Origin of the sequence: Candidatus Lariskella endosymbiont of Epinotia ramella (assembly GCF_964019805.1) — a bacterium.
Taxonomy (GTDB): domain Bacteria; phylum Pseudomonadota; class Alphaproteobacteria; order Rickettsiales; family Midichloriaceae; genus Lariskella.
The window spans coordinates 339,685-364,755 of sequence record NZ_OZ026472.1; the positions used below are offsets into that span (position 1 = coordinate 339,685).

Sequence of the window (25,071 nt, forward strand, 5' to 3'; positions counted from 1 at the left end):
CTTCTTCAAACGCTTGTGCCAGCGGCTAATTGCTTTGTCGCGTCTGGTGGGGTGTTTGAGTGATAAGGATGCTCATGTTACTTACATTACAACTGCTGCTATTCGCGCGCTCCATATGCTTCTTCTTACTTCACTGAAACAGTACGCGCACCAAAAGTCTCAAGAAGAGGTATGAAATGCTGTTTATAGTGTCAAAATAGCATTTAAATCCCTAAGAAAATATTATAATAAGCGCAAAAAAAACTTGCGAATTTGCATTATATATCGGCAGAAGAAGTGAAAATTAATAATACTCAAAATAGAATAGTGTAAATAAATTAAATATTGGAGATAGTATGGCCACTTAGAAAAACTTTGCAATACTGCCATCTTAATAGCTTATGTTTTATATCTCAAAATGCTTAATTACCCTTATGCTTTATATCAATAGCTAACCTACCTTGCGATTTAAAATATTTTTTATATAAACACGCTGCCTTTGAGAAAAAAGTTAAGACTCTGGTCATTTTATATTAGACTTCTTCTGGAAACTCGATTCCAGTTTAGGCAAGTGCAAGGAACATACTGAGCAAATTGTCTGCTGAAACAAGCATTTTTTTGAGGAGAAATCTATTAAAATATGCTGTTGTTGTAGTTGATTTAAAAGCGCTAACCATATATTGTGCATTAGCAGATCTCTTTAGCTGATGCATTTTCTAATGCTTCACTAAGTTCTAAATTTTATTAGAACACCACTTATTTAACGATATGTACATAATCAATACAAACTCTTCATTTATCAGAGATATATGTGTGGAATAATAGGTATCACAGGCTCTAAGTCAATTGTTTCCGACTTGGTTTCCGTACTTGAAAATTTGGAATACAGAGGATATGATTCCGCAGGAATTGCAACAGTAGATGTGAGTACATTACATGTATGCAAAGCAGTAGGAAATCTTGATCAATTGAAATCTTCGCTAGATTCACATACTCCAGCTATTACAGGCAAGATTGGTATAGGTCATACAAGATGGGCCACACATGGAGCACCAAAGCTAGAAAACGCACATCCAATAGCAACACATAAAGTTGCTGTTGTACATAATGGCATCATAGAAAATTATCAAAAATTGAAAGATGAGCTTACAACTCTCGGAATTCAGTTTCAATCGGATACTGATACAGAAGTAATAGCACACCTAATAACAGTGAATATTGAAAATGGTTTAGATATCTTTGAGGCGTGCAGAATGGCCGCACTAAAACTTGAAGGATCATTTGCAGTTGCCGTTATATCGAAAGAATTTCCAGATACCTTAATTGGCTTTAAGCATAAAATGCCTCTTCTTGTTGGAATAGGAAATAAAGAGGATACGCTCTACATTGCATCAGATGCAATCGCAATTTCTCAATTTGCAAATAGTGTTGTCTATTTAGATGATCAGCAAATTGCAGAAATAAAACTCAATGGCAATTTAAAAATAAATGACTTGAGTGGTTCTAACGTAAAATACACATTGCATCACATAGAACGGTACAATACATCAAACAAAGGTGACTTCCCTACATTTATGAAAAAGGAAATTTATGAGCAGAGTGACATACTGAAAGATATATTAAGCTCATATCAGGGATCTAACATATACTGGAGGAATGTTAACAAGATTTGCATATTGGCATGTGGCAGCTCTAATTACGCAGGATATACAGCAAAATACTTTATTGAAGGAAACTGCGATATAGCTGTTGAAGTTGATATAGCATCAGAATTTGCAACAAGAAAACCCAAGATTTACGATGACACTTTATATCTTTTTATATCACAATCTGGGGAAACTGCAGATACTGTAACTGCTCTAAACTATGTAAAGCAATTTAATGCAAAAACAGCTTGTATTACTAGTGTTGCCTCTAGCACTTTGGGTAGATCTTCTAATCATGTTATTGAAATGAAAGCTGGCCCTGAGATTGCAGTTGCTGCAACCAAGACATTCACAGCACAATTACTTATACTTCTGCTGCTCTCTTTTGAAATAAAGAATAAAAGTTCGCAAGCAAAGCTTGCAGAGCTACAGCTTTTTAATACTGCATTGATTAATGAGATAGAGATAAATATCGAAAAAATTGCACACTTGATCAGCAACTATGATAAATTTTTATATATAGGCAGAGGCACTATGTATCCTATTTGTCTTGAAGGTGCACTTAAAATGAGAGAGCTTTCTTATGCTCCTGCAATAGGAATCGCAGCAGGAGAGTTAAAACATGGATCAATTGCACTGGTAGATAGTAAAACATTAATCATCGCTCTTGTGCCACACGATGAAACATACGTTAAAATGGCATCAGCAGTGCAAGAAGTAAATGCACGTAGTGGTGATATCCTACTAATTTCTGATCAGTACAGTTTTGAAAACTTAGCAAAGTTTTGTAAATATAATATATTATTACAAGATATAGATAATTTTTTAAAACCAATACTTTACTCTTTACCTTTGCAACTGATAGCATATCATGTTGCTATAGCTAGAGGATGCAATGTTGACAGGCCTAGAAACCTGGCCAAATCTGTCACAGTGGAGTAAGTAGTATTAAGTATTACATACTTTTCAAAATTTGCGCCTTTAAAATGCTCCTTATGCATTTTGTATATGCCGCCTGCAAAGTCACTTGTGCAAACTTTTTTACCTGATTTTCAAGTATTACTTTGTCATTGCATCATAACTCTAAGAAGTGCAGGATTGATATTGGACTGCAAGCAATTATGAGACGCCGAAAGTCCAGCAGAAAAAGTGGCAAAAGCCAAAAACCTTATGGATTTTGTTAAGTAATATTTGCGGTACAGGGCAAATTATATATCAGAAAATTAGCGCATGGCCGATCTAAAAGCTAATTTTTGTACATTTAACTTCTCCGCAAAAATTTATTTGCGCAGCAAAATCAATTTTTGACATATAGACTACTTTGTCAATTTCTTCGCAAATATATATAATATATGACTGAGAAATTAACTGGCACTCTAAAAAATCATGCTTTTAAAATCCCCAAGCGTGCACTTATTCCATACCGCATGTACATGATAAATACCAACTTTTCATTTACCTGCGGTATACACTTTTGAAATTTCGTGTTGTTATCTTATTTGATAAACATGTGTAAATTGCAAGAATGGGACAATTTAGCTTTTTATTCAATTGTCTCTGCTGTTCATTTTATAATGATTTTTAAAAGAGCTAGAGCTTTGTGTGCTTGATTGCATTATTAATTGGTGCTAATAAACTTTTTATAGTCTTGCTAAAAGTAAAGGCTCATTTATATATAAACTAAAAACTGGTTTCTATGGCGTTACAAATTATAAAAGGAAAAACTGGAGATTGGGAAGTAATTATTGGGCTTGAAGTACATGCTCAGATTGTCTCATCTTCGAAGCTATTTTCTAATGCTGGAACAGATTTTGGTGCAGAACCAAATACGCAGGTATCATATGTTGATGCTGCAATGCCAGGAATGCTTCCAACACTTAATAAAAAATGTGTAGAACAAGCTGTGAAGACAGGTCTTGGTTTAAATGCAAAGATCAATTTGTGCTCAGCTTTTGATAGAAAGAATTATTTCTATCCTGACTTACCACAAGGATATCAGATATCTCAGTTTTTTTATCCAATAGTTGGGAGAGGTGATGTCGAAATTGTCACGCAGGATTCTGCAGTTCGTAATGTTGGAATTACAAGAATACATATAGAACAAGATGCTGGAAAAAGTATACATGATGCTGCGCTTGGCTGTACACTCATAGATTTAAATCGAGCTGGTATAGGACTTATGGAGATTGTGACAGAACCTGATATGCGAAGCAGTGAAGAAGCTGCTGAGTTCATGAAAAAGCTGCGTTCAATTTTGAGATACCTTGGCACTTGTGATGGTGATATGGAGAAAGGTTCCATGAGATGTGACGCAAATATCTCAGTACGCACAGTTGGTAACAAAAATCTTGGGACACGTGTTGAAGTAAAAAACGTTAATTCAATAAAAAATCTAGTAAAAGCAATAAACTTTGAAGCATCAAGACAAGTCGAACTAATTGAAGACGGCTGCACTGTTGTACAGGAAACAAGGCTGTTTGACGCAGAATCAGCAAAGACAAGAACAATGAGGTTAAAAGAAGATACTGTGGACTATAGATATTTCCCGGATCCAGATCTTCTCCCTCTTATTCTCACGGAAGAATATGTTGAGTCTATCAAGAAAAATCTACCTGAGTTGCCAGATGCAAAGAAAGCAAGGTATATCAGTGAGATGGGAATCTCAGAATATGATGCTGCAGTACTAGTGGCAGATAAAGCTGTTGCAGAATATTTTGAGAACGTTGCAAAGTCAGCTGACCCAAAGACGTCTGCTAACTGGATAGTTGCAGAATTATTTGCTAAGCTTAATAAGAGCGGATTAGATATTCAAGATTCTCCTGTCTCTGCTCAAGGGCTTGCCGCACTCATAAATTTAATATCACAAGATGTGATTTCAGGAAAAATTGCTAAACAAGTTTTTGATATCATGTTTGAAGTTGGTGGCGATCCGCTTGATATAGTGAAAGAAAAGAATTTGGTGCAAGTAACTAATACATCTGAAATAGCATTATTTATCGATCAAGTAATCGCAGATAATCCTTCTGAGGTTACAGCGTATAAAGCAGGAAAAGAAAAGCTATTTGGATTCCTTGTAGGTAAAGTTATGCAGATCTCTAAAGGTAAAGCAAATCCGAGTATTGTAAATGATTTGTTAAAGCAAAAGTTAGCTGATTAACTTTCAATATGAACAATATATTTTTTATTAAACCAAAATATGATAGATCAGCTTAGCAGTGCTGATATTGCAAAATTAAGTGATACTAATAGTGCTATGCACTTACACTATAAGTTGTTTTTGCATTTCAACAAACATATAATATTTTCTCCACTTCTTATTGATTATAAACTATCAAAAATGTAGCAAATAATAGAAGTATTATGTCATACTTTATTATACCTGCTACTTTTACTCTACTTATTTTAATCATATTTTAAAATAGTGTGTTCAAACTAAACAGCTTAGACAAATTTACAATTATCCAATACATACACTATTTCAAGAGGACATAATGCTATTTCCACATATAGTCTGATATATTAAATACTTGTATATTCGTCATACTTTTCAAAATTGATGCCTTTAAAATACTCATATACTTCTGATAAATGAAGAGTTGGCATTTAGGATTTTGATACGAAGCTATATTTCAAAAAGAGACAGAAAGAACGCAAAGGCAGCGTATAATCAATACATAACGAGCGGTCTTACAAGAGTGGCCAATTTTGAAAAATATAGCGAGTATACACATGTGACATATTCTTCATGGCTCTTTTTTTAAAAGCCTAAACATGGCACTGCCTTAAGTAAGTGCACGAGCGCAGATTTTGATGGCATAATTTTTTAGAATATAAGTTCACTTCTGTGCTTGATACTTTGAGATACTTTCAAAGAAATCAACGAAGTAGTATGGAAAATTAGGACAAAAAGACTTATATAATAGACTTCTTCTTAAAACGCTTGTTCTAGCGATGCAAGTACAAGGAGCATATGAAAGCGCGAGGAAACACAAGTGCAGACGAAGTACATGAGCATCTTAAGCCAAGGATGCGACAGAGCAGTTGGCTACCTGGAACAAAAGTTTTAAGAAGAAGTCTAATGACTTGGTTAACAATGCAATATACACATTTCACATTTTTTCTAACTCTTTTTTCACTCTAACTTCATATGTATATAATCAATACCAACTCTTCATTTACCTGCGATATACTTGCTAAAAATATATCAGAAATAATTTGATCCTTTTTACTTTAACATGTCTAAAGTCGTTATATGGTTACTTTAGAATTTTTAAAAAATATAAAAATTTGTGATTTATAAAATATGTTAGTTGATAGCCATTGCCACTTAGATTTTCAGCAATTACAAAGCGATATAGAAGGTGTACTGCAAAGAGCCAAGCAAGCAGATGTTAGATTCTTGCATACTATAGGAACTAGAATAGCAGATGTAGAAAAATTACTTCTAATTGCCAAGCAACATTCATCTGATATTGATCCATCATCCAGCATTGAAAACTCTGGATTACAGATATTTTGTTCAGTTGGCGTTCACCCTTTGAATGTTATGGAAGAACTTGTTGTAGATGCTGCAGCTCTTATAAAGCTCAGTGAACATAAAAGAGTCATTGGTATTGGAGAGACAGGTCTCGATTATAGAAATGGTGGAAAATCGAGAGCTATCCAGAGACAATCTTTTATAAACCATATAAGAGCTGCGCAGCAAACAGGACTCCCACTTGTAATACACACACGCGAAGCAGATCTTGATACAGTCACAATAATGAAAGAGCTCATTGCAGATGGTCCGTTTTGTGGAGTGATACATTGCTTTACTGCAAGCGAATGGTTAGCTGAAAGTTGTTTAGAGATGGGTCTTTATCTCTCAGCATCAGGCATTATTACATTTAAAAATGCTCAGAACATAAATAATGTTTTTAAACATACTCACATGGATAGAATATTAATTGAAACTGATTCTCCATTCCTTGCACCGTTACCAAAACGTGGGCAATCAAATGAACCATCTTACCTTGTGTATACAGCTGAGCATTTAGCAAAACTACGAGATTGCTCATATAATGAAGTTGTACAAACTACGACTAAAAATTTTTTCACGCTATTTAACAAAGCAGATCTTTGGACTTAAGCATACCGCAGGTAAATGAATAGTACTTTTGGCGCGCGTACTAGTAAAAATACAGGTAATAAAAAGATTGTTTTGTTTTTCGAGATAGAACTATGGCTTATTTTGCGTTACATTTGATTCTCTCTTCTGATGATCGAGTGCTAGTGTTTTACTGCTTCCAGACATTTCTGCATCATAGTCTTCGTTAAAGACGCATATTATATCACTACCATGTCTAAGAGTGAACCTAGAAGCGACACGTTCAATCACAACATATTGATTGCTAATTCTATAGTTTATGAGTCCTTCTGTTCTATCATTATTCACCAAGAAAATAGCAGGTAATTCTGCATTTATATCTCTAAATTTAAAATATGTGAATTCTCCATCATCAAATATTTGCAGTGGTTCAATCTCTTTGGATTTTCCGCTTATAGTGTAGTTGAAATTGTAAAGCTCAGGTTTGCTTAAATCAGGACCACTACTGGTTTGTACGTGTCTAATCGCACTATAATTTATGTCATCAGGATATACAAATTTGACTACAAACGAGAGATTTGGGTCATTTATTCCAGATGCTTCCTCAGCGTGCATTTCAAAGAAATACATACGTTTATTAGTAATGACCGTCATATTTGTCGTTGCGTCATCCTCAATTGGTTTGAGGAAAATTCTGTTTACAGCTGGAACAATTTGCCATGGAGTAGGAGTCCCCATACTGATAGTATCAATCTGCTCATCAAGAGCAAATTCTATAATTGATTGATAAGTATAGTGTCCGACAAATACAAATACTGTATTTGGTTTGTAGTTTATTATTTTGATTCTTTGTTCATTTCCAAGAGCTCTTGGTATAGCACCAGCGTGACATTCAGTGCATGAAATCACTGTATATAAGAAAAGCGTCAAAAAAAATAACAACACAGTTATGATTGTTGTCGTCAACAAACGCTGCAAATTTTTAAAATAGTCATTTTGACAATCCATCCGCGAAGAATTCCTATACTTAATCAATTAACTTATGGCACCAATCTTGTAAAAATTTACTAAACGCAATAACAAAACATAAATGTGTATATTACAAATAAAATATAAGAGCAATATTGTAAATGTTTCAAGATAAATCAGTTATGTTTTTGTTAACCCTATTATCGTGGCGTATATCATTTCTGAAAAGTCACCCATAACGACACCAATATACGGAAGCATAATAAATAATGTTAATAACATAACAAATATCTTTGGCACAAAAGCAAGAGATGGTTCCTGTATTTGCGTCAGTGCTTGCAGAAGAGAAATGAATAGACCAACAACGAGTGCTACCAACAATAGAGGAATGGCTAGTTTAAACAATACAACCAAAGCCTCTCTGGATATATCAATTACTATTGAGGGTTCCATATAAAAACCTCTAAAATTGATTAATTGATAGTAACGTTGCCAGCACTAGAATCATTATGCTTACGTTTTTTTTCATATAACTCTAAGAAATCTATCGGCGCGATCATTAATGGCGGATAGCCACCATCTCTTGTGATATCAGAGATGATACGTCTTGCGTATGGGAATATAATGCCAGGACAATTAACCAGTAGCAACATTTCTTTTTCAGCTTCATTTATTGTGTTGACAGTAAAAACACCAGCGTACTGAAGTTCTACCAGAAAGATGACATCGTTTTCTATGGAAGCTTTTGCCTGTATTCCGAGAATAACTTCAAATACATTGTCACCAATAGACTTAGCATTTATATCTAGATCTATCTCAACTTTTGGCTGCTCATTTTTCAAGAAGATTGCTGGAGCTTGTGGATTCTCAAAAGAAAAATCTCTAATATACTGAGTATTGAGCACTATAGGTTCGCTATGTATAGCTATTTTATTATCCATAAATTAAATATCCGATATTGCCTTGTTCATATTTTTAAATCGAATATAACCTCTAGATTTGCACTTGACAATTTTATTTCTACATTTGTATGAAATTTACACTCATCTAAACGAGTTGCATATATTAATTTTGCTGCTTTAGTAGAGGCTGTAACATATCTGCCATGCAAAAGATCATTGAATTTCATATTTTGAGAACTTTAGAAAAGCCGCTCCTGACTCAATTTAAACGTTGATGTGAGTCCACAATTATAAATTAGACCTCTCTGGAAACTCACTGATAGCAACTCCAAATTATAAATTCCAGAAATAAGATTAAATCTAAACCCAAATCTTTTTCGCCTATTTCTATAGCACTGTTACTAAAATAATTTTAAAAGTTTAATAGACCTCTTGCATAACCTATTTAAAGCTCAAAGTTATAGATACCAGCAAGTAAATTAAACCTTAAACCGAATCGTTTTCTTCTGTTCCTATAACGATCAGCGATAATTTTAAATCGTTTGATCATGCCTATGACGTTTTCATTTAAAACACGTTCACTAGACAATTGACGATTTTTCTTTTTATCTTTCCTGCTTAGTGGTCGCTTTTTTGTCTTTTTCTTTGGTAACTCTGAATTATAATGCAACTTATCAATGCCTTGATAACCAGTATCTGTAAGAACTTTAATCTCAGGGTGGATGTGAACTCCGGATTCTTTAAATAACCTGAAATCATGACGCTTGCCATTAGAAAAATTAGTGCAAATGATTTCTTTTTTCCTTTTATCCACAATAAGCTGAGTTTTTAGAGTATGTCGCCTCTTTTTTCCCGAATAAAAGTGCTTCTGTTTTTTTTAGGTCGTTCTATCGGTGTTTCAGTAGCATCAATTAACACAAGTTCGTATTCAGAATCGCTTTTTAGTAATGCTTTACGTCCAGGTAGTGAAAATCGTTTATCTTTAATTAGAGTATCTTCAATCCAACGTATATTACGATAACAGGCACTTTCACTTATTCCATAACTGCGGGAAATATGAAAATATGTCCTGTATTCACGCAAGTACTCAAGCGTCATGAGTAATCGATCTTCTAAAGCCAATTTATTGGGTTTTCCACCTTGAGACTTTAAAATAGCTTCAGCTTCTTTTAATATACTTAGTATAACTTCAAACGTTCCTCGTTTAATGCCAGTAAGCCTGCGAAACTCTTCTGCGTATTCATCTTTGATGTTTTCAAACTTCATGTTATCCTTGATAAAATCAAGGATTTTAATCAATTTATATGGTTATGCAAGAGGTCTAATGATGGCGATAGCAATAAAGCTAGAGAAAGTGGAATCGAGTTTTTTTGACGGATGGAATATCTAATAGCTGAATCAAAAATCAGAATACAAAAAGCTGCTTCACCTTTATACATTTATTACAACAAAGCATTAATATAAACCATAGCCAGTGCTTTCTTGTCGCTTGAACCAAGAATCTTGAATTTGTCATATTCCTTGCTCGCGACATTTTCAAAATCTTTATCTTCTGATGTTATTAGACAAAGTTTCTTCCGAACGGTTCCTCTATATTTTACTCTAGCTGTTACTTCTTGCCCTATATAGCAACCTTTTTGGTAATCAATGGCATTAAGCAGATCCATTCCTAGCTCCGCAGGGAAAAACTGCATAGGTGAGAAGTCCTTAATTACATCTGGTATTAGAAGTGAGATCCTTTTTTCTTCGTATTCTTCTAAAAATGTATTGCTACAAACTGGATAACTAAAATCAACTATAGCTCTATATCCGATTTCAGGATTTCTCGGATCACGGAAACAGGAGTCTACTTCAATATTCTGAAAACTGACTACCACTTTCATTTGATTTTGTAGATCTATCATTTCTACTTTTGCGCGTAATTTGTATCTTTTTAAGTAGTTAATTATATCCCCTATATACTCACTTGGGCAATCTATTAGCAGCATATCGGACTTTTCTATTATAAAAACATCATATAACAGCTTGCCTTGGGGAGTTAGGATTAGTCCATATATTGCATCAGATTCTTTTTCTTTAGATTTTTTCGTAAACTCTATTCCAGTGGCCAATTGCTTTGTCGCTTCGTATGCTCCTTGCACTTGCTTCGCTGGAACAAGTTTCTTCTTTGATGTTAGTTTGTATATGTCATTTGTAATAATACCTTGCAGGAAAGAATATCTATCTTCTCCTGATATTCCAAATACTGTACGTCTTTCTAAAAAGGAATATTGCATTTGCATAGAGAGAATTATGTTATAAAATAAAATGATGAATTAACGCATCGTCATAACTCTAAGAAGCAGAGGATTTATTTTGGTTGCAAGCAACAACCATATCACATAAAAATATAGCAGAAAAAGTGGCAAAATTGCCAAAAACCTTATAGCTTTTGTTAAGCGCATTATAAATGCAGTGCCTAAGTAATATTTGTTAGGTACAGGACAAATTGTATACCAAAAAATTAGTATAAGGCCACGTCTTTGAGCTGATTTTTATGCATTTAGCTTTCTTCACAAAAATTGATTTGCGCAGCAAATAAATTTTTACGGACAGGCCGTTTATAGTGTTGCAGCATTAAGAATCTAATGAAATCAGTGTATGATTTGATGTTTTTGTGAAGAGAAGATAAAACTTAGCATACTAGTATGCTAAGTTTTATATCAGCTTTGATTTTTGCCTTATTGTTCAACATGTATTTGCTTTTCAAACTGTTTAGAAAGTCCAATAACTGCAAAGAACCATATAACAAGAATTACCATGAAGGTTGCGAAAAGTGTAGGGGCAATGCTGAGCAGAGTGGTACCAGGGAAAAATGAGAGTAGAGCCCATTGTACGAAAGCGCCGCCTGATTTCCCGAGCCTTCCACCGACAACGTCAGCTGCAGATTTACCCTTAGCTTTCAAATCATCATTAAGAGGGATATATGCTATTTCTTTTGTAGGATCGAAGAATGAGTATTTGATAGCTTTACTTAAGACATTCTGTATAGCACCAAAATATACAGCAAGTACTACAGAGGTTGTTCCAAGTGCAACTGCATAGCCTTCAAGGCCAGACTTAAAGATAACAAACAAGAAAAATCCTATTCCAGTAAATAAAATGATAATCGGAGTAAAGACGGCAGCAGTGCGCCAACTCAGAATTCTTAATAAATAAGAGCTGCAAAGCATAGAAATGGATGTTGCAATACCAGTATAGATTTGTACTTTTCCATTGAATGCTCCATAAGCATTAGCATCTCCTGCAAAGTGTATACTCAACATTTTCTTCCAAACTCCTTCAACTAAGTTGATGGATATGCCGTATGACAATATCAAAATTGCAATCAAGCCTATATACTTAGAAGAGAATATAAGTTGTAAACTACTCATAAGCGACATTTTTACTTTATTCTTCTTGGTAGTTGCTGGAGCATCTATTAGATCTTTTGGAAGAATGTGTTCGCTCAGATGCCAAAGGCAAAAACTTAACAAAATGCCAGAAACAACAATGGAAGCAGTGATCTTATTAAGTGTGCTTTGCCAATCGTGTGAAATTTGTATAGAAGAAAACCATGTTACGCTATATCCTGCAAGTATCAAACCTGCTTGAGCGAATAGTCCAAAGAGCGGATAAAATCTTTTCGCTTCTTTGATTTCAGTTGTTTGGTTTGCAAACTGCCAAAATAGCAGAGCAAGCATCACACTGCCCCAGAGCTCAGAAAGTATAAAAAATAGTGCATACGTCCAGTAATTTATCATCATGAAGAAATATTTAAAGTGTGGAAGACGTTCCATTAAATTACTCATGTCTGGATGTAGTTGATATGCATTAGGGTATAAGTACAAAGCGAAGAGAACAAAAAACGAGATAAAGAATATGTTAATAGCGTGATATATTGTTAACTTATGTGCAATATCGACCAGCTTTGTGTATATTAACATGGCAAGCACAGCACTTGGCAGAACGCCATAAAGCTTAATAGTGCTTACGAGTTCTGCGCTTACAAGTGATATTATAAGAACATCTTTCGTATTTCTCAAAATGCTATAAACATATATTGTTAGCATCATAAGAAGAGAAGTGAATATAAATTTCTGCCACTCATGTCTCTGTATAGGGCAATAGGATAAAACTTTAGATAAACTACTCATACAATCTATTTATTTTGAATTGATAAAATCACATCTGTTATTGCCTCAGATAACGAAGTTGTACAACCAAGGCTTAATAAAGGTGGTACAAACATGTGTTTTTCTGAAGCTTTACTAGCAAAAACACTAAAATATTTTTGCTGAAATAAGAGAGTCTCTACGAATTATCATTTATGCTATTTTTCACAAATGTTACACATACTGATAACTGCTGCGCTGTTTAATGCCTGAATCGCAAAACCGCACCTCCTTGTGTACTTATACTTTATTGCTTAAAATTTTGTGTAAATTGACTACAAGAATCTAACTTAAAAAAGAGGCTTAGCACAAAATTTGTAATAAATATTAGTAAATTAAACACACCAAACATATCTCAAATTACAAATACTAAAGAAACAATGAAGTAAAACCGCTAGCTTGTAGTTCTTTAGTAAAATATAGAATATCGAGAAGATAAAATTGCCACTCTAAGTATGAGTTGCTGATATATTTGCACTATTAAAGTTGCAAAAACTACTGTAACACAGAAAATTTGATTAAAAACAATGCAACAGCTTATGTACATGCAACCATTGATTGGAATTCAACTATCTTTTAGCGTGTTATCTTCACTTGAAAACATAAAAACGACATTAACACTAGTTAATTCATATATAAAGCTTAATTTTGATTAACAAGTATAATATGCATTTAAATTACATGAGCTTTCATAGTCCTAATTTGAAGAATATATATAATACTTGTCATCCCTCAAGAATTGACATAGTCAAAATGCCACTTATGTATGTGTATACAGCTTTGTTATTAACCAAGTCATTATGCAGTCTTTTTATCCTAATTTTCCATATTACTTCGTTAATTGTTTTGTAAATATGTATAATATTTGAGGCAAAAATTGACTTGTACTCTAAAATCCTTGCACAAAAACACTTTATTAATAATGCCACATATACATCCACATTCTTTTGAGCTCTTTTTGAAGTCTCACTTCATATGCACATAATAAATACCAACTTTTCATTTTATCAGGAGCATATACCTACATAAGCATAGGTGCAGTATTATAGCGCTTTTTACACTATTTTCAACTTGAAATTAGTTTGGAGTTTGAAGTTGATTATTTTGATAAATTCTTCGAGCTGAAGGCGATTGAGCGTATTACAACTGATTATTGAATATTCTTAACACTAAGCAAGATATGCTTAGTATTAAAGATATAAAAATTGTTTGCTAAGTAGATATGAAGATTATGTGGTCTATCCGTCAAAAATTAGCTTTTAGACTGGCCATGTGCTAATTTTCTGATATATGATTTGTCCTGTACCTAGGGCACTTGCTGGCAAAGCCACTTGCGCAGACCTATTTTACCTGATTTTCAAGTATTACTTCGTTTATTTCTTCACAAATATATATAATATTTGACTTAGAAATTAACTGGTACTCTAAAAAATCATGCCATTCAAATTCATGCGCGTGCACTTGCTTAAGGCAGTGCCTAGCAAATATTACTTAACAAGATCCATAATATTTCTGGCAATTTTGCCATTTTTTCTGCTGGACTTTTGGCGCATCATAATCGCTTGCAGGCCAAGATAAATCCTATGTTCCTTAGAGTTATGACATAGGCAGCTTAGTCAAGGAAGTTGGAGATATTATATATTTCCTTAACTATATCCATTGATGCTGTTAGTGATGCCGAACAGTGGCATGGTCATTATGTTTACGCATTACTTCCTCTTCGGTGTAATGTCCAACAACAGCTTTTTCTTCTTTTGTATTATGTGAAATGCGTTCATCTTTAGTATGATGGGCCAAAACAGGTTCTTCTTTTTTTACATTACTTACAATATAATCACTAACTTTTTGTGTGAATTTATTATTCAACGCCTCTGGAGGTAGGTATATGCCTCCACTTAACATGCCACTTTTGGTATATTTTGTTTGATCATAGTATAGTTCAGCAAGGCCTGATTTATTCTGAACTCTACCCATTATTCCAAATGTCACTCTTCCAATCAGATTTTCTATATTCACATCTCCTAAAGTCTTATGTTGTTTCTTAAGCTGTGGATCATTCAGCATATTAGCAAAAATACCCTTTAAGTGATCAGCAATCATGCTTTTATCTTCAGATCTCGTGCTATCTTTCCCTGTTTGGAAAAGTTGCTCAGCTACTTGATCAGCTAACTGATCGATTATTACGATGTTTCCCTTCCCTAGCGTAAGTGCCGTAGAAAGTTTGTTAGAAAGTTTCTCTGCTAGATTATCATCTAGCGCTAAATCTGGTATATATTGAGTGCGGTATATTGTAGCAGTTTGTACTAACTTACCATATTCTGTTTCAAGCAAATCACATACGTCGCTAAGCTTTTCAGATGCTTTGATTTCGCCTTTATATTCTGTAAATATTTGAGAAAATTGCTCGGCTATTTTAGCATCCTTGGACGCTAAATTTTCTAAGAAGTTTATCATATGTAGCTTGTATTTAATCTGCGTATCATCGCCTGGAAAGAGACGTCCTGCCACTTCATTTGCTATCATAACTGCGGCAGTCGCACGTTGAATATTTGTATCAAGCTCACTTGGAGCGCTAGCTGATTTTTGTACTGCTTTTTCCAAAGCATAGATATAATACTGCGAATCAGATAATTCCTTCGGATATGCTGATTCCCACCAAGCTCCAACTTGTGGAGCGAATTCTAATTTCTCTTGCTCAATTTCTCTATGATTTGCATGAACTGCTGAATTGATAGTCTTCTTAACGCGATCTGGTAACTTATTGATATGAGATTGTAAATCTACATCACCTAAGTTATTTTTTGGTTCTATTTTTGCATAATCCTTCTCGAACTCAGTCTCATCATTTTTTACTTTCTTTTGAACATTTGTAACAATGGCTTGTAATGCTTTATTCCTTTGATTGTCTATAATTTCTAAAATAACATCTTTAGAAATATCGTTATAGTTTTCATCTTTAACAGATTTTAGTTTCTCTGGGTTTAGACCCTTGGCACGCTTCAAGAATTCCATAGGAATCGTGGCGCCTTCCAATTCAGTGCCTGTAAGGTCTAATACTGCATCATCTGCTAATTTCATTTTAGAAAAATCAGCGCCTTTCATATTCATTCCAGAGAAATCAGGGTTCTTATATTCTCCAGTGAGTTTCAGGTTGGTAGTTTCGATTTTAGCGCCTTGACTTTTTTGTGCTGTTGATAGCGAATTTACTACCTGTTCAGTGATTTCAGTTCCTTCTAGTTTTATACTATTGACAGTAGATTTGCTTAGATCCAATTCTGACAATTTTCCACCTTTGAATTGTAAATCGTTGACTACAGCGCCACTGCAATTAATATGTGGTATATCTGAATTCTCAAAAACAACGCCATTCAGCTGCGCTGCTAAACTTAGGTTGTTGCCTTTGTTATTTTTAAACGTGATTTTGTCTAATGAGCCTTCAGTGAATTTGACATTGTTGAGCGATGCCCCATTAAATTCTGTGTTTTGTAAATTGATCTTAGATAGCTCTAAGTCTTGGATTCCATATCGTATTTGAGCCCACTCCTGCGTTGCACCATTGAAAGATATCTTTTGAATATCTTTTATTGCATTCTTAGTACCAAGATTAGCTTTTTGAATATTTTCTCCAAGTGTTTTCCTGATATCTTTTCCGTCAACACCTGAATCAAATGAATCTTTTACAACTTTTAGCAATTCTTCATCGCCGACATTTATATTTATATAATTTCCCAAGAACGCTTTGCCTACGCGCATGCTGACAGTATTGCCTATCGCTGACCATACATTTGGATCTGCAAGAAATTTTACATAACTTAATCCTCCTTCTCCAACCGTTCTCAATGTATTTGAAAAGTTTCCGGGATTTTCTAGTGCTTGCGTAATTGTTGTATCTGCAATATCAGCGCTTGGAACAAATTCAACAATGATCTGTTTTATATTAGATTTGTTCTCTCTTACGAACTCCATCATTTTTTGATCTTTTTGTATGATATCTAGAAGATCTGCAGTCTTAAAAATTAGATTTTGCAGCGCTTCTTTCTTCTCCTGATCGTTACTTGGGTTTTGATATGTTTCGTAGAGTTTCGCCATCTCGCCGAGAGGATTCATTAAATTCACGAAAGACTTTGGAGAATCACCCATAAATGCAAAAAGTTTCGCAGGATCAAGGTTGTTAAAAACTTCTTGTATTATTGGATTACTGCCTAAAGCAAGTTTGGTGATTGTTGAGTAATTTTCTGCATTTTTAGATATATCTTTTTGTATTAGTGAATTTTTAGAGATTTCAGAGAAAGCAAGCTCTACAAGTTTTACCATAGATTCTGGTGTCATATTAGAAGTGGCATTTTGTACTGCTTCGCTGATTTCAGGATTCTCTGATATATTCATTGTTAAAAGAATGAAAGGAGAGAGCATTTGAGGATTGGCTAGTACAATGTCTACTATTTCTCTTGCTTTGAATTTATCGATGGTTTCATTAATTTGTGGGCTGAATTCTGCTGCAATGCCTTTGAAGTCATCTAAGTTGCTTGTAATAGAGTGAATCACCTTGGGGCTATTAAAAAGAGTGGAAGCGCACGTTGCACCAAGTGCAGCTATTTTTGGTGTCTCTTTATGTGCTGATAAAGCATTTGAAAGTTTCTTGGTTACTTCTTGATTGCCAAGTATTTCTTGAGAGATTGATGCTATAGGACTAGCTAATTTGTTTAATTTTGTTTCCAAAGACTGATCATATGCTGCAAGCGTGCTTCTTAGTTCCGGATTATTTTCTAGCGTTTTCTGGGCGTATTTCAAGAAATCTTTAACCTTATCTTGTGGTTCGATCTTTTTCTGTTCCGAATTTGTTGATTCGGTCTGTTTTTTAAGTATAGAGGTGTTGAATTCTTCTATGAGTGCTGTATATTTCGCATTATCCTTTAAAGATAGAATAAAACCAAGGTCATCTTGTATAATATTTTCTGGCTTTTGATTATTTGTTTTTAAAAGTTCTGCGTTCTCTTCAGCATAAGCATGTCTTCTTGCTATATGTGAAAATAACGGAACCAGTGTGTCTTGATGTTTTGTTAAGATGCCTTTTTTTACTTCATCCTCTTGAGCGAAACATTTTATTATTGCATCAATCGCGTTTTGATGATCATCTCCTGCGCAATATCTTTGTATTTTTTGCATAGGCTCGCTTGTAGTTGGCATGCTAATTATAGCAGCTGTAAGCGGAACAAAATGCTGTCCTTTTTCGCTAAAAAACTTACTCAAATCTTTATTATCTTTTAACACTTCAAGTGTATTGTGTGCAACTTCATCTATCTTGCCACTGTTCAGACCATCTAAGATTGCTTGCGCTTTTTCAGTGTCTTTGAGCGCTGGTGTGATGACATCCATGATTTCAGGATTACAATGAAATTTTTTCATTGCTTCACTGACGCCAAAAACTTCAGTGCTAACAGCTTTTGCTATATTCGTGATAGATTCAGGATGATTTTGTACGTGTTCTTTGAGCTTGGTGTCACTGTTTATAATTTTTACACCCTGGGCAGCCCAGCTAAATAACCCTTCTTTATTGAGTCTTCTAACAAACTCATGTAACTCTCCAGGATCTTTTACAAATGCTCCAGCATGTTGCAATAGAACATCTCTTTTTCCATCAGCTCCAAAATCGACATCAAGGCCAAACTTCTTTAACATTTCTTTCGTACCATCGCCTTTAGCTGTGTCTACAATAAACTGTCCTATTCTTGCATTATGCTTCTTTAAAAAAGCTGTCATTTCTTTATCATCTTTCATCATCTCTAGAACATCTTCTGCTCTAGCCATAGGATCTAATTTTCCAGCAACGGAGTCTTTGGCAATATTAATAAATTTCCCAAAGTTCTGCGCGTTAGCGAGAATAGATAATAGTGCAAATCCACCATCTTTTAGAGCTTCTTTTGTATCTTGTCCTAGTCCTGAAAATACGTTTGCGATATTGTCAACTGCGTCTTTATTTTTTGCATCACTCAAGAATTCTTGAAGTATTTTTTGCGTCTTCTCGCTAGATAGAAATTCTTTTGTATTGTTAGGGTCTGATAAGGTCTTGCCGAGCTTAATTAGTTCAAAAGTATGTATAGGATGCATAATAGCAAATGCACAAAACTCAAGAAGTACTTTTAAAGCAGTGAACATGGACTTTAATGTATTACCTTCTTGTCTTTCATGATAAAACTGAGCTGCATCTTGTAAGATGTTTCTAGCTATATACCCATTTTTTACAAGTAAGCTATCAAGAGCATCTAATGCTTTGTTTGTTATTGCACCGCTGTGTTGTTCTTTTACTTGCTCATTTTGTGCTATGTTATTCCCTGACATAAAACCTCTTGATATAATCATGATAAGAAAAAATTATAAGAGTGTAAATTTCGTTATGATCTTAATTTATGCATAAATTGAGTTGATCATATAGATTGTTGTATAAATCCTTGTTGTTCAGCAAGAAGTTTATCTTTAAATGCCATACTTGTCATTTGTTCTTGAGTATTGCCTGACAACATATCTAAATAATATAAATCAGATTCGCTAACGTTTTCGTCATCAAAAGTAGCTCCTAATTTATACATTCTAAATTTGCGAGTTGCATATTGCTTAGTAATGGATTGATTAACTTGGAATGTTGCATTTGCTTTTGTGCTGCAGTCATCTGCTACATCGATATTTTGTTGTTGTTCAGGTATACTGCTGTCAGTAAGCCATTTTGCTCCCTTATATAGTCCGTAAGCTGCTGCTATGCCGCCGCCAACACCTGCAAGAGAAAGCGCTGTAGATGTTGTCCCATAATACAAAAGAGGTGATGCAACACTAAGTGTTAAATCTTTTTCCATTGTAGTGAAAGTTGCAAGGCGTGCGCCAATGTTTGCAAGCATTCCGGCAGAATATGCTATTTTTTCGGCAACTTCTTCTTTTTCTGTATTACTGCCACAAAAATAATTAAAGTAACTGACAATTTTGCTGAATGTTCCTTCTTCTTTATCATGTGCTTGAAGAGATTTCATATTGGGCTCTTCCGTTTGCGCTATTTGGATTGTATTATTTCTATTTTCTTCAAATTTTTCCAATATTCTGCGTCTTTCTTCTGTAGATGCTATTGCATTTTGCAGCAATTGTTTGCTTGGCTTAATCCCTGGTATAATTTTTTTGAGCAAATCCTTTATTTGTAGCTTGAAAGCTGCAAACAAACTGATATGTGTTTTATAATCTATCTCTTTTTTATATTCATCCAGGAAAGCTTTGGCATTATGCATTATCTTTGCATCTGTTATTATCTCTCCACCTGCTATTTTTTGAAGTAAACTCTTAAAGCCTTCCTTTGTACCTTTTGTCAAATCTATAGCATCATCTTTTAGCATCAAGTCAATTGTAATATATCTATTTTGATCATTAATGCTTTTGCAGACATCTTTGAAGTTGTCTCGAAAGTCTTTAACTTGCATTTTACCTAGTGTTTCGGTAGTGACATTGAACGTTAAGCTTCTGTCAGCTCGCACTATTTCATCTGCTACTCTTTCAAGGCCTCTCCTAGTCCATGGAAGAAGATTGCTATTTTGTAGAACATTTTGAATGTGTTGGTATTTATACAGTAAATCATTGTGTATTTGCCATTTTGCCGCATTGTTTATATTTGCATTTTTAAAAGCATTTTCAAGGTCACTTGCAGTTGCAATACTTTGTTTCCCGTTTTCATACTGAGGAGCTTTATTTATCGCATTTTTCAGTGCATCGCCTGCAATTACTCTTCCAAATTTATCTATATGATAATTACCTATGATCGGAAAGCCATTTAAGTCTATCTTATTGTCTGTTACATATTTTGCTATTGTTTTAGTAATCAGATCGCCAAAAGTATTTCCGACTTCTGTTGCTGTATTCCAAGCGATACCAGCCGAACCAATCCTTTGTAATATAGGATTGAACATAAGTAAAAAGTGGTTTGCTAGGGTTAAAAGACTTGTTTTCATCATGATAAGCAGCATTTTAGTGGTAAAAGCTTCGCTGTTTTTACCGAATAACGGGTCTGCGCCGCGTCTTATTAATTCAGTTGCAATTTGTTTATCACATCGCCATATAAGCTTTTCTGCAGGATTTTCCAGTGCAGTGGTGGCATCTTTTATACTACTGAATTGCTGAGTCCAGTCTTTGTAAGCTGTGATCATGAGGGCGCTCATGCCGGAACTATTAGTTTGATTTACATTGACTCTTGGATCATTCAGTATACGTCTTATAACTTCGCGGTTACCGAGCGCGCATGCAATCATCAATGGTGTGCTGCCGTTTTTTTCACATGCATTTAGATCTAATTCTTTTCTTGCGAGCAGAGCGTCAATTTTACTTAAGTCTTGACTTGCTATAGCCAGCATTAATGGAGTGATTCCATGCTTGTTGCTTGCATTGACATCTAGACCTTTTTCTATAAGAATTTTGAGTGTGTTATCAATTCCAGGTTTCATTGAAGCTGCGCTATAATGAAGAGCTGTATTGCCGTCATAATTTGTAAGTGTTTTAAGCATTTCATCGCTAATTTGTGTAATGCCAGAGACATACTCGATTACGTCTGCATTGCCTCCAGAGTATGCAGACATCAAGAGCTTAGAATCGTCTTGAAAATCATTTATACCTTCTAGGATCTGTTTGACTGTTTGACTGTCACAGTGGGCTGCAATATAATGTGCTGTGCTAGCGCCTGTTTTATCTTTCTCGTTAATTTTGTATTCTTCTATCCTGACTTTCCTGGTTAGTTGTTCTATTACTTTGATATATTGTTTAGGGTCTTTTGCAAAATTCATTGCTGCGATTGCTAGTGAATGACATCCGTATTCATTCTTTGTAAGTGGTGATGCATTATTATCTAGTAATGTTTGCACAGAAGTATTATCTCCTGCTGCACAAGCTAGCATTAAGAGGCGATCTTTAATATGTGAAGGGTCTTTGGATTTGCATATATTGTTTATAATATTTTTTCTGATAGATCCAATAGATTCATGTTGACTCAATATTGGATCATTATATAAGATCTCAGCAATGCTGATATTTCCTACGTCATGGTGTGAGAACTCTTTTGATAAATCTACACCATCTTTTTCTAGCAAAACTTGTATGATATCGATATAGGGCTTATTGAGATCTTTTATATCTTTTTTGGCATCTGTTGCGCCTTTTGTTGTATCCTCTTGATTATTTCTTAAAGCATTATATGCCATCATAATAGGTGGTATTTCGGAGATTTGATCGCCACTTGTTGTTATTCCACAATTTAAATTTATGTTTTTGAGTTTTATAAGCTCCATTACAACATCGCTTGCACCATGTGCACATGCCATTCCCAAGATAGAAGTATGAGCGTACGATCTAGATTTTTCTTTGCCTGGTGCGATAATACGTTCTTCTCTTTGAATGTTAACGTCTATCTCAGGCTTTTGTGCTATTTGAACTAAATGTGATATTTTGTCTGATGATGAATTTGTATTATTGTTCAATTTGTGACGCATGTATATTGTGTATGTATCAAACATCACATCATATAACTCTTGCTTATCAATTGTTGTTTCCTTTATGATGCGATGGACGATCTCTTGTCTTCTCATGTCTCGATTGTTTGAGGCAATTGCATCTTTTAAAAAATTTTTGCTGTTTCTTACTTTGTTCGATATAGCATCTATAGTTGCATCGTTTGGAAATATTAAGCTTACCTTGTCATCTGTAAGCGCAACTAAAAGTAAATCTCTTATATTTTTTTCTGTAGCAACTTCTGGGATGCTGAGTAAATACTCAGCTATGCCAGAGCTTATAAAACCATCTTTATCTGCAAGGTATGCCAGCAAGAGGTGATTGATTTGTGTTTGATGAAGTTCTCTTGCCCAATTAAAATCTGCATGATTAATTATGCACTTTGCAATTTCTAATTTATTTTCTGTGTTTGAACCACAAAGCAACATGAGCGGAGTAAAACCTTGATTATTTTTAGTATTAATTTGTTTTGCAGTGCATTGTAGTGCATCTCTTACATCTTCTATTATCCCGCAAGCAGCGGTAGCATGTAGTAGCGTGTTGTCATTATTGTCAACTGGTTTAATATCGGTGTTTAGATTTGCAATCATTTGAATATACTCAATAGAGCAGCCATTTTTATATAGTTCTAGCAAGTTTGATGTGAATTGCTTTGTTTTTTTCTGCAATGCTTTTATTGTAAGCTTAGATTCTACATGAAATAGTATTTCATGCTTTTTATATGCTGGTGTAGATTGTAAGGATATTTTTTGTACAAGCGCTGTAATCAATTTCTCACTTAGCATGTTCTTCTTATGTAATTCCGTTATTGATGCATGAAAAATTTCATCTGTAGTCTGTAAAAGCTCACCTGCAAATTGATTTTCATCGCTTATCTTGAATCCTTTTGTGCGTATTAACCTCTTTATTAGGTTTATATCTTGAAATTTTGCAAGTGCTTTGAACAAAGCTGCATCTTGATTAAGCGATCCTTTTAAATTGAATATTTTTAAAAGTGGCGCTGTGAAAGAATTGATCAAACCTTTGTCTTGCATGGATATATCATCTAGATTTATCACTTCTGCTTTAAGCGCTGCTTTTAGAATCTCTTTATCTTCTGTACTTTGAAACTTTTGCCATAATAAATTTATCTGCTTTTTGTCAAATTTGTCTTCATTATGTTCTTCGGAGTTCAAATTTTGTCGCCAGAAGCAGTGTGCCATGATGGTTTTTGCGTATTTTAGTGGCGCTTGTATCAGAGATTTTTTGTTTCCATGTTGTTCTATGAACTTTATAAAGAGACTATGATAATCCTTGATCGATATAAATTGCGTTGTTAAATCTTTTTTGAGAACAATGGAGAGGATTTCTCGCATTTTATCTTCTTGCATCTTTGATAAAATAGTCATTAGAGGTTTTGAGATTGACCTTAGGTCATCGAAATTATCTTTATTCCACCTCTGTAATACATCACGTATCAATATTGTTGCTGTATCTGGAATTTCGTTAAAAGCAGCTATAGTTTCCAGTGCTTCTTTGACGTCATATTGTGCTAAGGTATATGTTTTATTGTTTAATAAAGATTCAATAAGCTCAAGGTCTGATGATGTTTCGCTACCTGCAAATAAATTATATAGCAAATTGTTTTCTAGTTTATTAAGATCACCATTCTTTAAAAGTGTAAGTAACAAACTTCTTATTTCTGCTTGATCGTCATTATCATCTTTGTGGAATATGCTATAGTTTTGAATCTTATAAATCAGATTTTTTAACGGGCTTATGTTCTTTTCATCAATATTATCATCATACAGACTTGTAGCTCTCATTTTTATGTCTGTTTTAAAAGACAAATCGATTTCTGGAAATTGGTTAAATAGTAGAAGCGCAGATTTTTGATATCCATCTCTTACAGCTTTTTCAAACATTGCTTGAGCTATTTTTGGATCAATACCACCTGCTAACTTAAACAATCTAGGAAGCAAATCTGTCACTTTATTTGCTGCAAGAAGGTTAATATAATCTCTTTCGTTTAGCTTATCTTTAATAATTTGAAAAAATTCCTCTCTATCTTCTTGCTTTTCTTGCAATAGTATATTTGCAAGGGCATTATGCGAATCCTTCTTATTTACTGAATGCAGGTTTGCACATTCACTCTTGAGTATTCTTTGAATTATCTCTTTATTTTGTGTTGCAAATGCTAGATCCAGTAGAGATTCGTCTACTCGTTTTGCAGCTTCTTGAAGATCTTGTGTTCCTTTATACCCTGTTGGTGATGGCGAATTTAACCATACATCAATGTTTTGGATGTCTCCGTTTTTTATTGCTTTACTAATATATCCATAAGCATCAAATCCTATCACGCGTTTTATGATATCATTCATAAGCCCTTGCCTCACCCATAATTAGTTTTTCCATGTTGGTTGGAATGAGCAGAGTATATAGATATAACCACATGGAAAATGATAGTCCATTCTGGAGTATCGTCTTCACACTTACTTTTCACATTCTAAGTAAGATAATTTCATAATTTGTTTACTAAATAAACAAATTATTTTCCCGTTAAAGGAACTCTACACTTTTGGCTTAATTACATTACTAGGTAGCAAATTTTGATATCATAGATTGTACAAAGTTATATTTTAAGAGTGTATAAATAACACAAGTTGCCCAATTTATAATGGGTACCTCGTTTGAATATGTGCGAAAATTAAGCCAGTAACAGTATTTCTAAAGCTTTCGAAATAATAAAATCCAACTATTTTGGTAGAGTAGATATGTTGCAAGCCACT

At 34.2% G+C, this 25,071-nt stretch carries 12 protein-coding genes; 4 read left to right on the plus strand and 8 right to left on the minus strand.

Annotated elements, in window-relative coordinates; genetic code table 11:
- The first annotated feature begins 788 nt into the window (after positions 1–788).
- The 3 genes from glmS (at position 789) to AACL20_RS01465 (ending at position 6,753) form a co-directional block, all read left to right on the plus strand.
- Positions 789–2,567, plus strand: a complete 1,779-nt coding sequence (gene glmS, locus AACL20_RS01455; RefSeq protein WP_339052364.1) for a glutamine--fructose-6-phosphate transaminase (isomerizing) — start codon at positions 789–791, stop codon at positions 2,565–2,567.
- Between the two features lie 754 nt (positions 2,568–3,321).
- Positions 3,322–4,782: an Asp-tRNA(Asn)/Glu-tRNA(Gln) amidotransferase subunit GatB gene (gatB, locus tag AACL20_RS01460; RefSeq protein ID WP_339052365.1), complete on the plus strand. Its 1,461-nt coding sequence runs from the start codon at positions 3,322–3,324 to the stop codon at positions 4,780–4,782.
- A gap of 1,146 nt (positions 4,783–5,928) precedes the next feature.
- Positions 5,929–6,753 carry a TatD family hydrolase gene (locus tag AACL20_RS01465; RefSeq protein WP_339052366.1) on the plus strand — a complete coding sequence of 275 codons (825 nt, stop codon included), beginning with the start codon at positions 5,929–5,931 and terminating at the stop codon, positions 6,751–6,753.
- Positions 6,754–6,843: 90 nt separating this feature from the next.
- Here AACL20_RS01465 and virB9 read toward each other — a convergent pair whose 3' ends face one another.
- The 4 genes from virB9 to AACL20_RS01485 all read right to left on the minus strand — a co-directional run bounded on the left by virB9 (position 6,844) and on the right by AACL20_RS01485 (position 9,848).
- Positions 6,844–7,662: a P-type conjugative transfer protein VirB9 gene (gene virB9 / locus AACL20_RS01470; RefSeq protein WP_410519927.1), complete on the minus strand. Its 819-nt coding sequence runs from the start codon at positions 7,660–7,662 to the stop codon at positions 6,844–6,846.
- 198 nt (positions 7,663–7,860) lie between these two features.
- Positions 7,861–8,133 (minus strand): flagellar biosynthetic protein FliQ, encoded by a 273-nt coding sequence (locus AACL20_RS01475; RefSeq protein ID WP_339041958.1) that lies wholly within the window; start codon positions 8,131–8,133, stop codon positions 7,861–7,863.
- Between the two features lie 20 nt (positions 8,134–8,153).
- Positions 8,154–8,621, minus strand: coding sequence for a protein-export chaperone SecB (gene secB, locus AACL20_RS01480; RefSeq protein ID WP_339052368.1), 468 nt, complete (start codon positions 8,619–8,621; stop codon positions 8,154–8,156).
- A gap of 406 nt (positions 8,622–9,027) precedes the next feature.
- Positions 9,028–9,848, minus strand: a protein-coding gene (locus tag AACL20_RS01485; protein ID WP_339051669.1) for an IS5 family transposase whose coding sequence is annotated in 2 segments (ribosomal slippage) — positions 9,028–9,461 and positions 9,461–9,848 — 822 coding nt in all. Because the reading frame shifts where the segments join, the coding sequence is not laid out codon by codon here.
- On the opposite strand from AACL20_RS01485, the gene AACL20_RS01490 reads away from it, so the two are divergent.
- Complete coding sequence (locus AACL20_RS01490) at positions 9,847–9,972, plus strand: hypothetical protein (protein ID WP_339052369.1); 126 nt, start codon at positions 9,847–9,849, stop codon at positions 9,970–9,972. The genes AACL20_RS01485 and AACL20_RS01490 overlap by 2 nt on opposite strands.
- 52 nt (positions 9,973–10,024) lie before the next feature.
- Here AACL20_RS01490 and AACL20_RS01495 read toward each other — a convergent pair whose 3' ends face one another.
- The 4 genes from AACL20_RS01495 to AACL20_RS01510 all read right to left on the minus strand — a co-directional run bounded on the left by AACL20_RS01495 (position 10,025) and on the right by AACL20_RS01510 (position 24,663).
- The gene (locus tag AACL20_RS01495; protein WP_339052370.1) at positions 10,025–10,858 is read right to left on the minus strand and encodes a hypothetical protein; all 834 of its coding nucleotides are present in this window, start codon (positions 10,856–10,858) and stop codon (positions 10,025–10,027) included.
- 444 nt (positions 10,859–11,302) lie between these two features.
- Positions 11,303–12,757 carry an Npt1/Npt2 family nucleotide transporter gene (locus AACL20_RS01500; RefSeq protein ID WP_339041964.1) on the minus strand — a complete coding sequence of 485 codons (1,455 nt, stop codon included), beginning with the start codon at positions 12,755–12,757 and terminating at the stop codon, positions 11,303–11,305.
- A 1,686-nt stretch (positions 12,758–14,443) separates the two neighbouring features.
- A complete protein-coding gene (locus tag AACL20_RS01505; RefSeq protein WP_339052371.1) occupies positions 14,444–19,114 on the minus strand; it encodes a pentapeptide repeat-containing protein in 4,671 nt (1,556 codons plus the stop codon).
- Positions 19,115–19,200: 86 nt separating this feature from the next.
- Positions 19,201–24,663 (minus strand): ankyrin repeat domain-containing protein, encoded by a 5,463-nt coding sequence (locus AACL20_RS01510; protein WP_339052372.1) that lies wholly within the window; start codon positions 24,661–24,663, stop codon positions 19,201–19,203.
- Positions 24,664–25,071 lie beyond the last annotated feature (408 nt).

Bases quoted from the DNA above. Each gene is read 5' to 3' on its own strand.
- glmS (WP_339052364.1), top strand. From the start codon at position 789: ATGTGTGGAATAATAGGTATCACAGGCTCTAAGTCAATTGTTTCCGAC.
- gatB (WP_339052365.1), top strand. From the start codon at position 3,322: ATGGCGTTACAAATTATAAAAGGAAAAACTGGAGATTGGGAAGTAATT.
- AACL20_RS01465 (WP_339052366.1), top strand. From the start codon at position 5,929: ATGTTAGTTGATAGCCATTGCCACTTAGATTTTCAGCAATTACAAAGC.
- AACL20_RS01475 (WP_339041958.1), bottom strand. From the start codon at position 8,133: ATGGAACCCTCAATAGTAATTGATATATCCAGAGAGGCTTTGGTTGTA.
- secB (WP_339052368.1), bottom strand. From the start codon at position 8,621: ATGGATAATAAAATAGCTATACATAGCGAACCTATAGTGCTCAATACT.
- AACL20_RS01490 (WP_339052369.1), top strand. From the start codon at position 9,847: ATGTTATCCTTGATAAAATCAAGGATTTTAATCAATTTATATGGTTAT.
- AACL20_RS01495 (WP_339052370.1), bottom strand. From the start codon at position 10,858: ATGCAATATTCCTTTTTAGAAAGACGTACAGTATTTGGAATATCAGGA.
- AACL20_RS01500 (WP_339041964.1), bottom strand. From the start codon at position 12,757: ATGAGTAGTTTATCTAAAGTTTTATCCTATTGCCCTATACAGAGACAT.
- AACL20_RS01505 (WP_339052371.1), bottom strand. From the start codon at position 19,114: ATGTCAGGGAATAACATAGCACAAAATGAGCAAGTAAAAGAACAACAC.
- AACL20_RS01510 (WP_339052372.1), bottom strand. From the start codon at position 24,663: ATGAATGATATCATAAAACGCGTGATAGGATTTGATGCTTATGGATAT.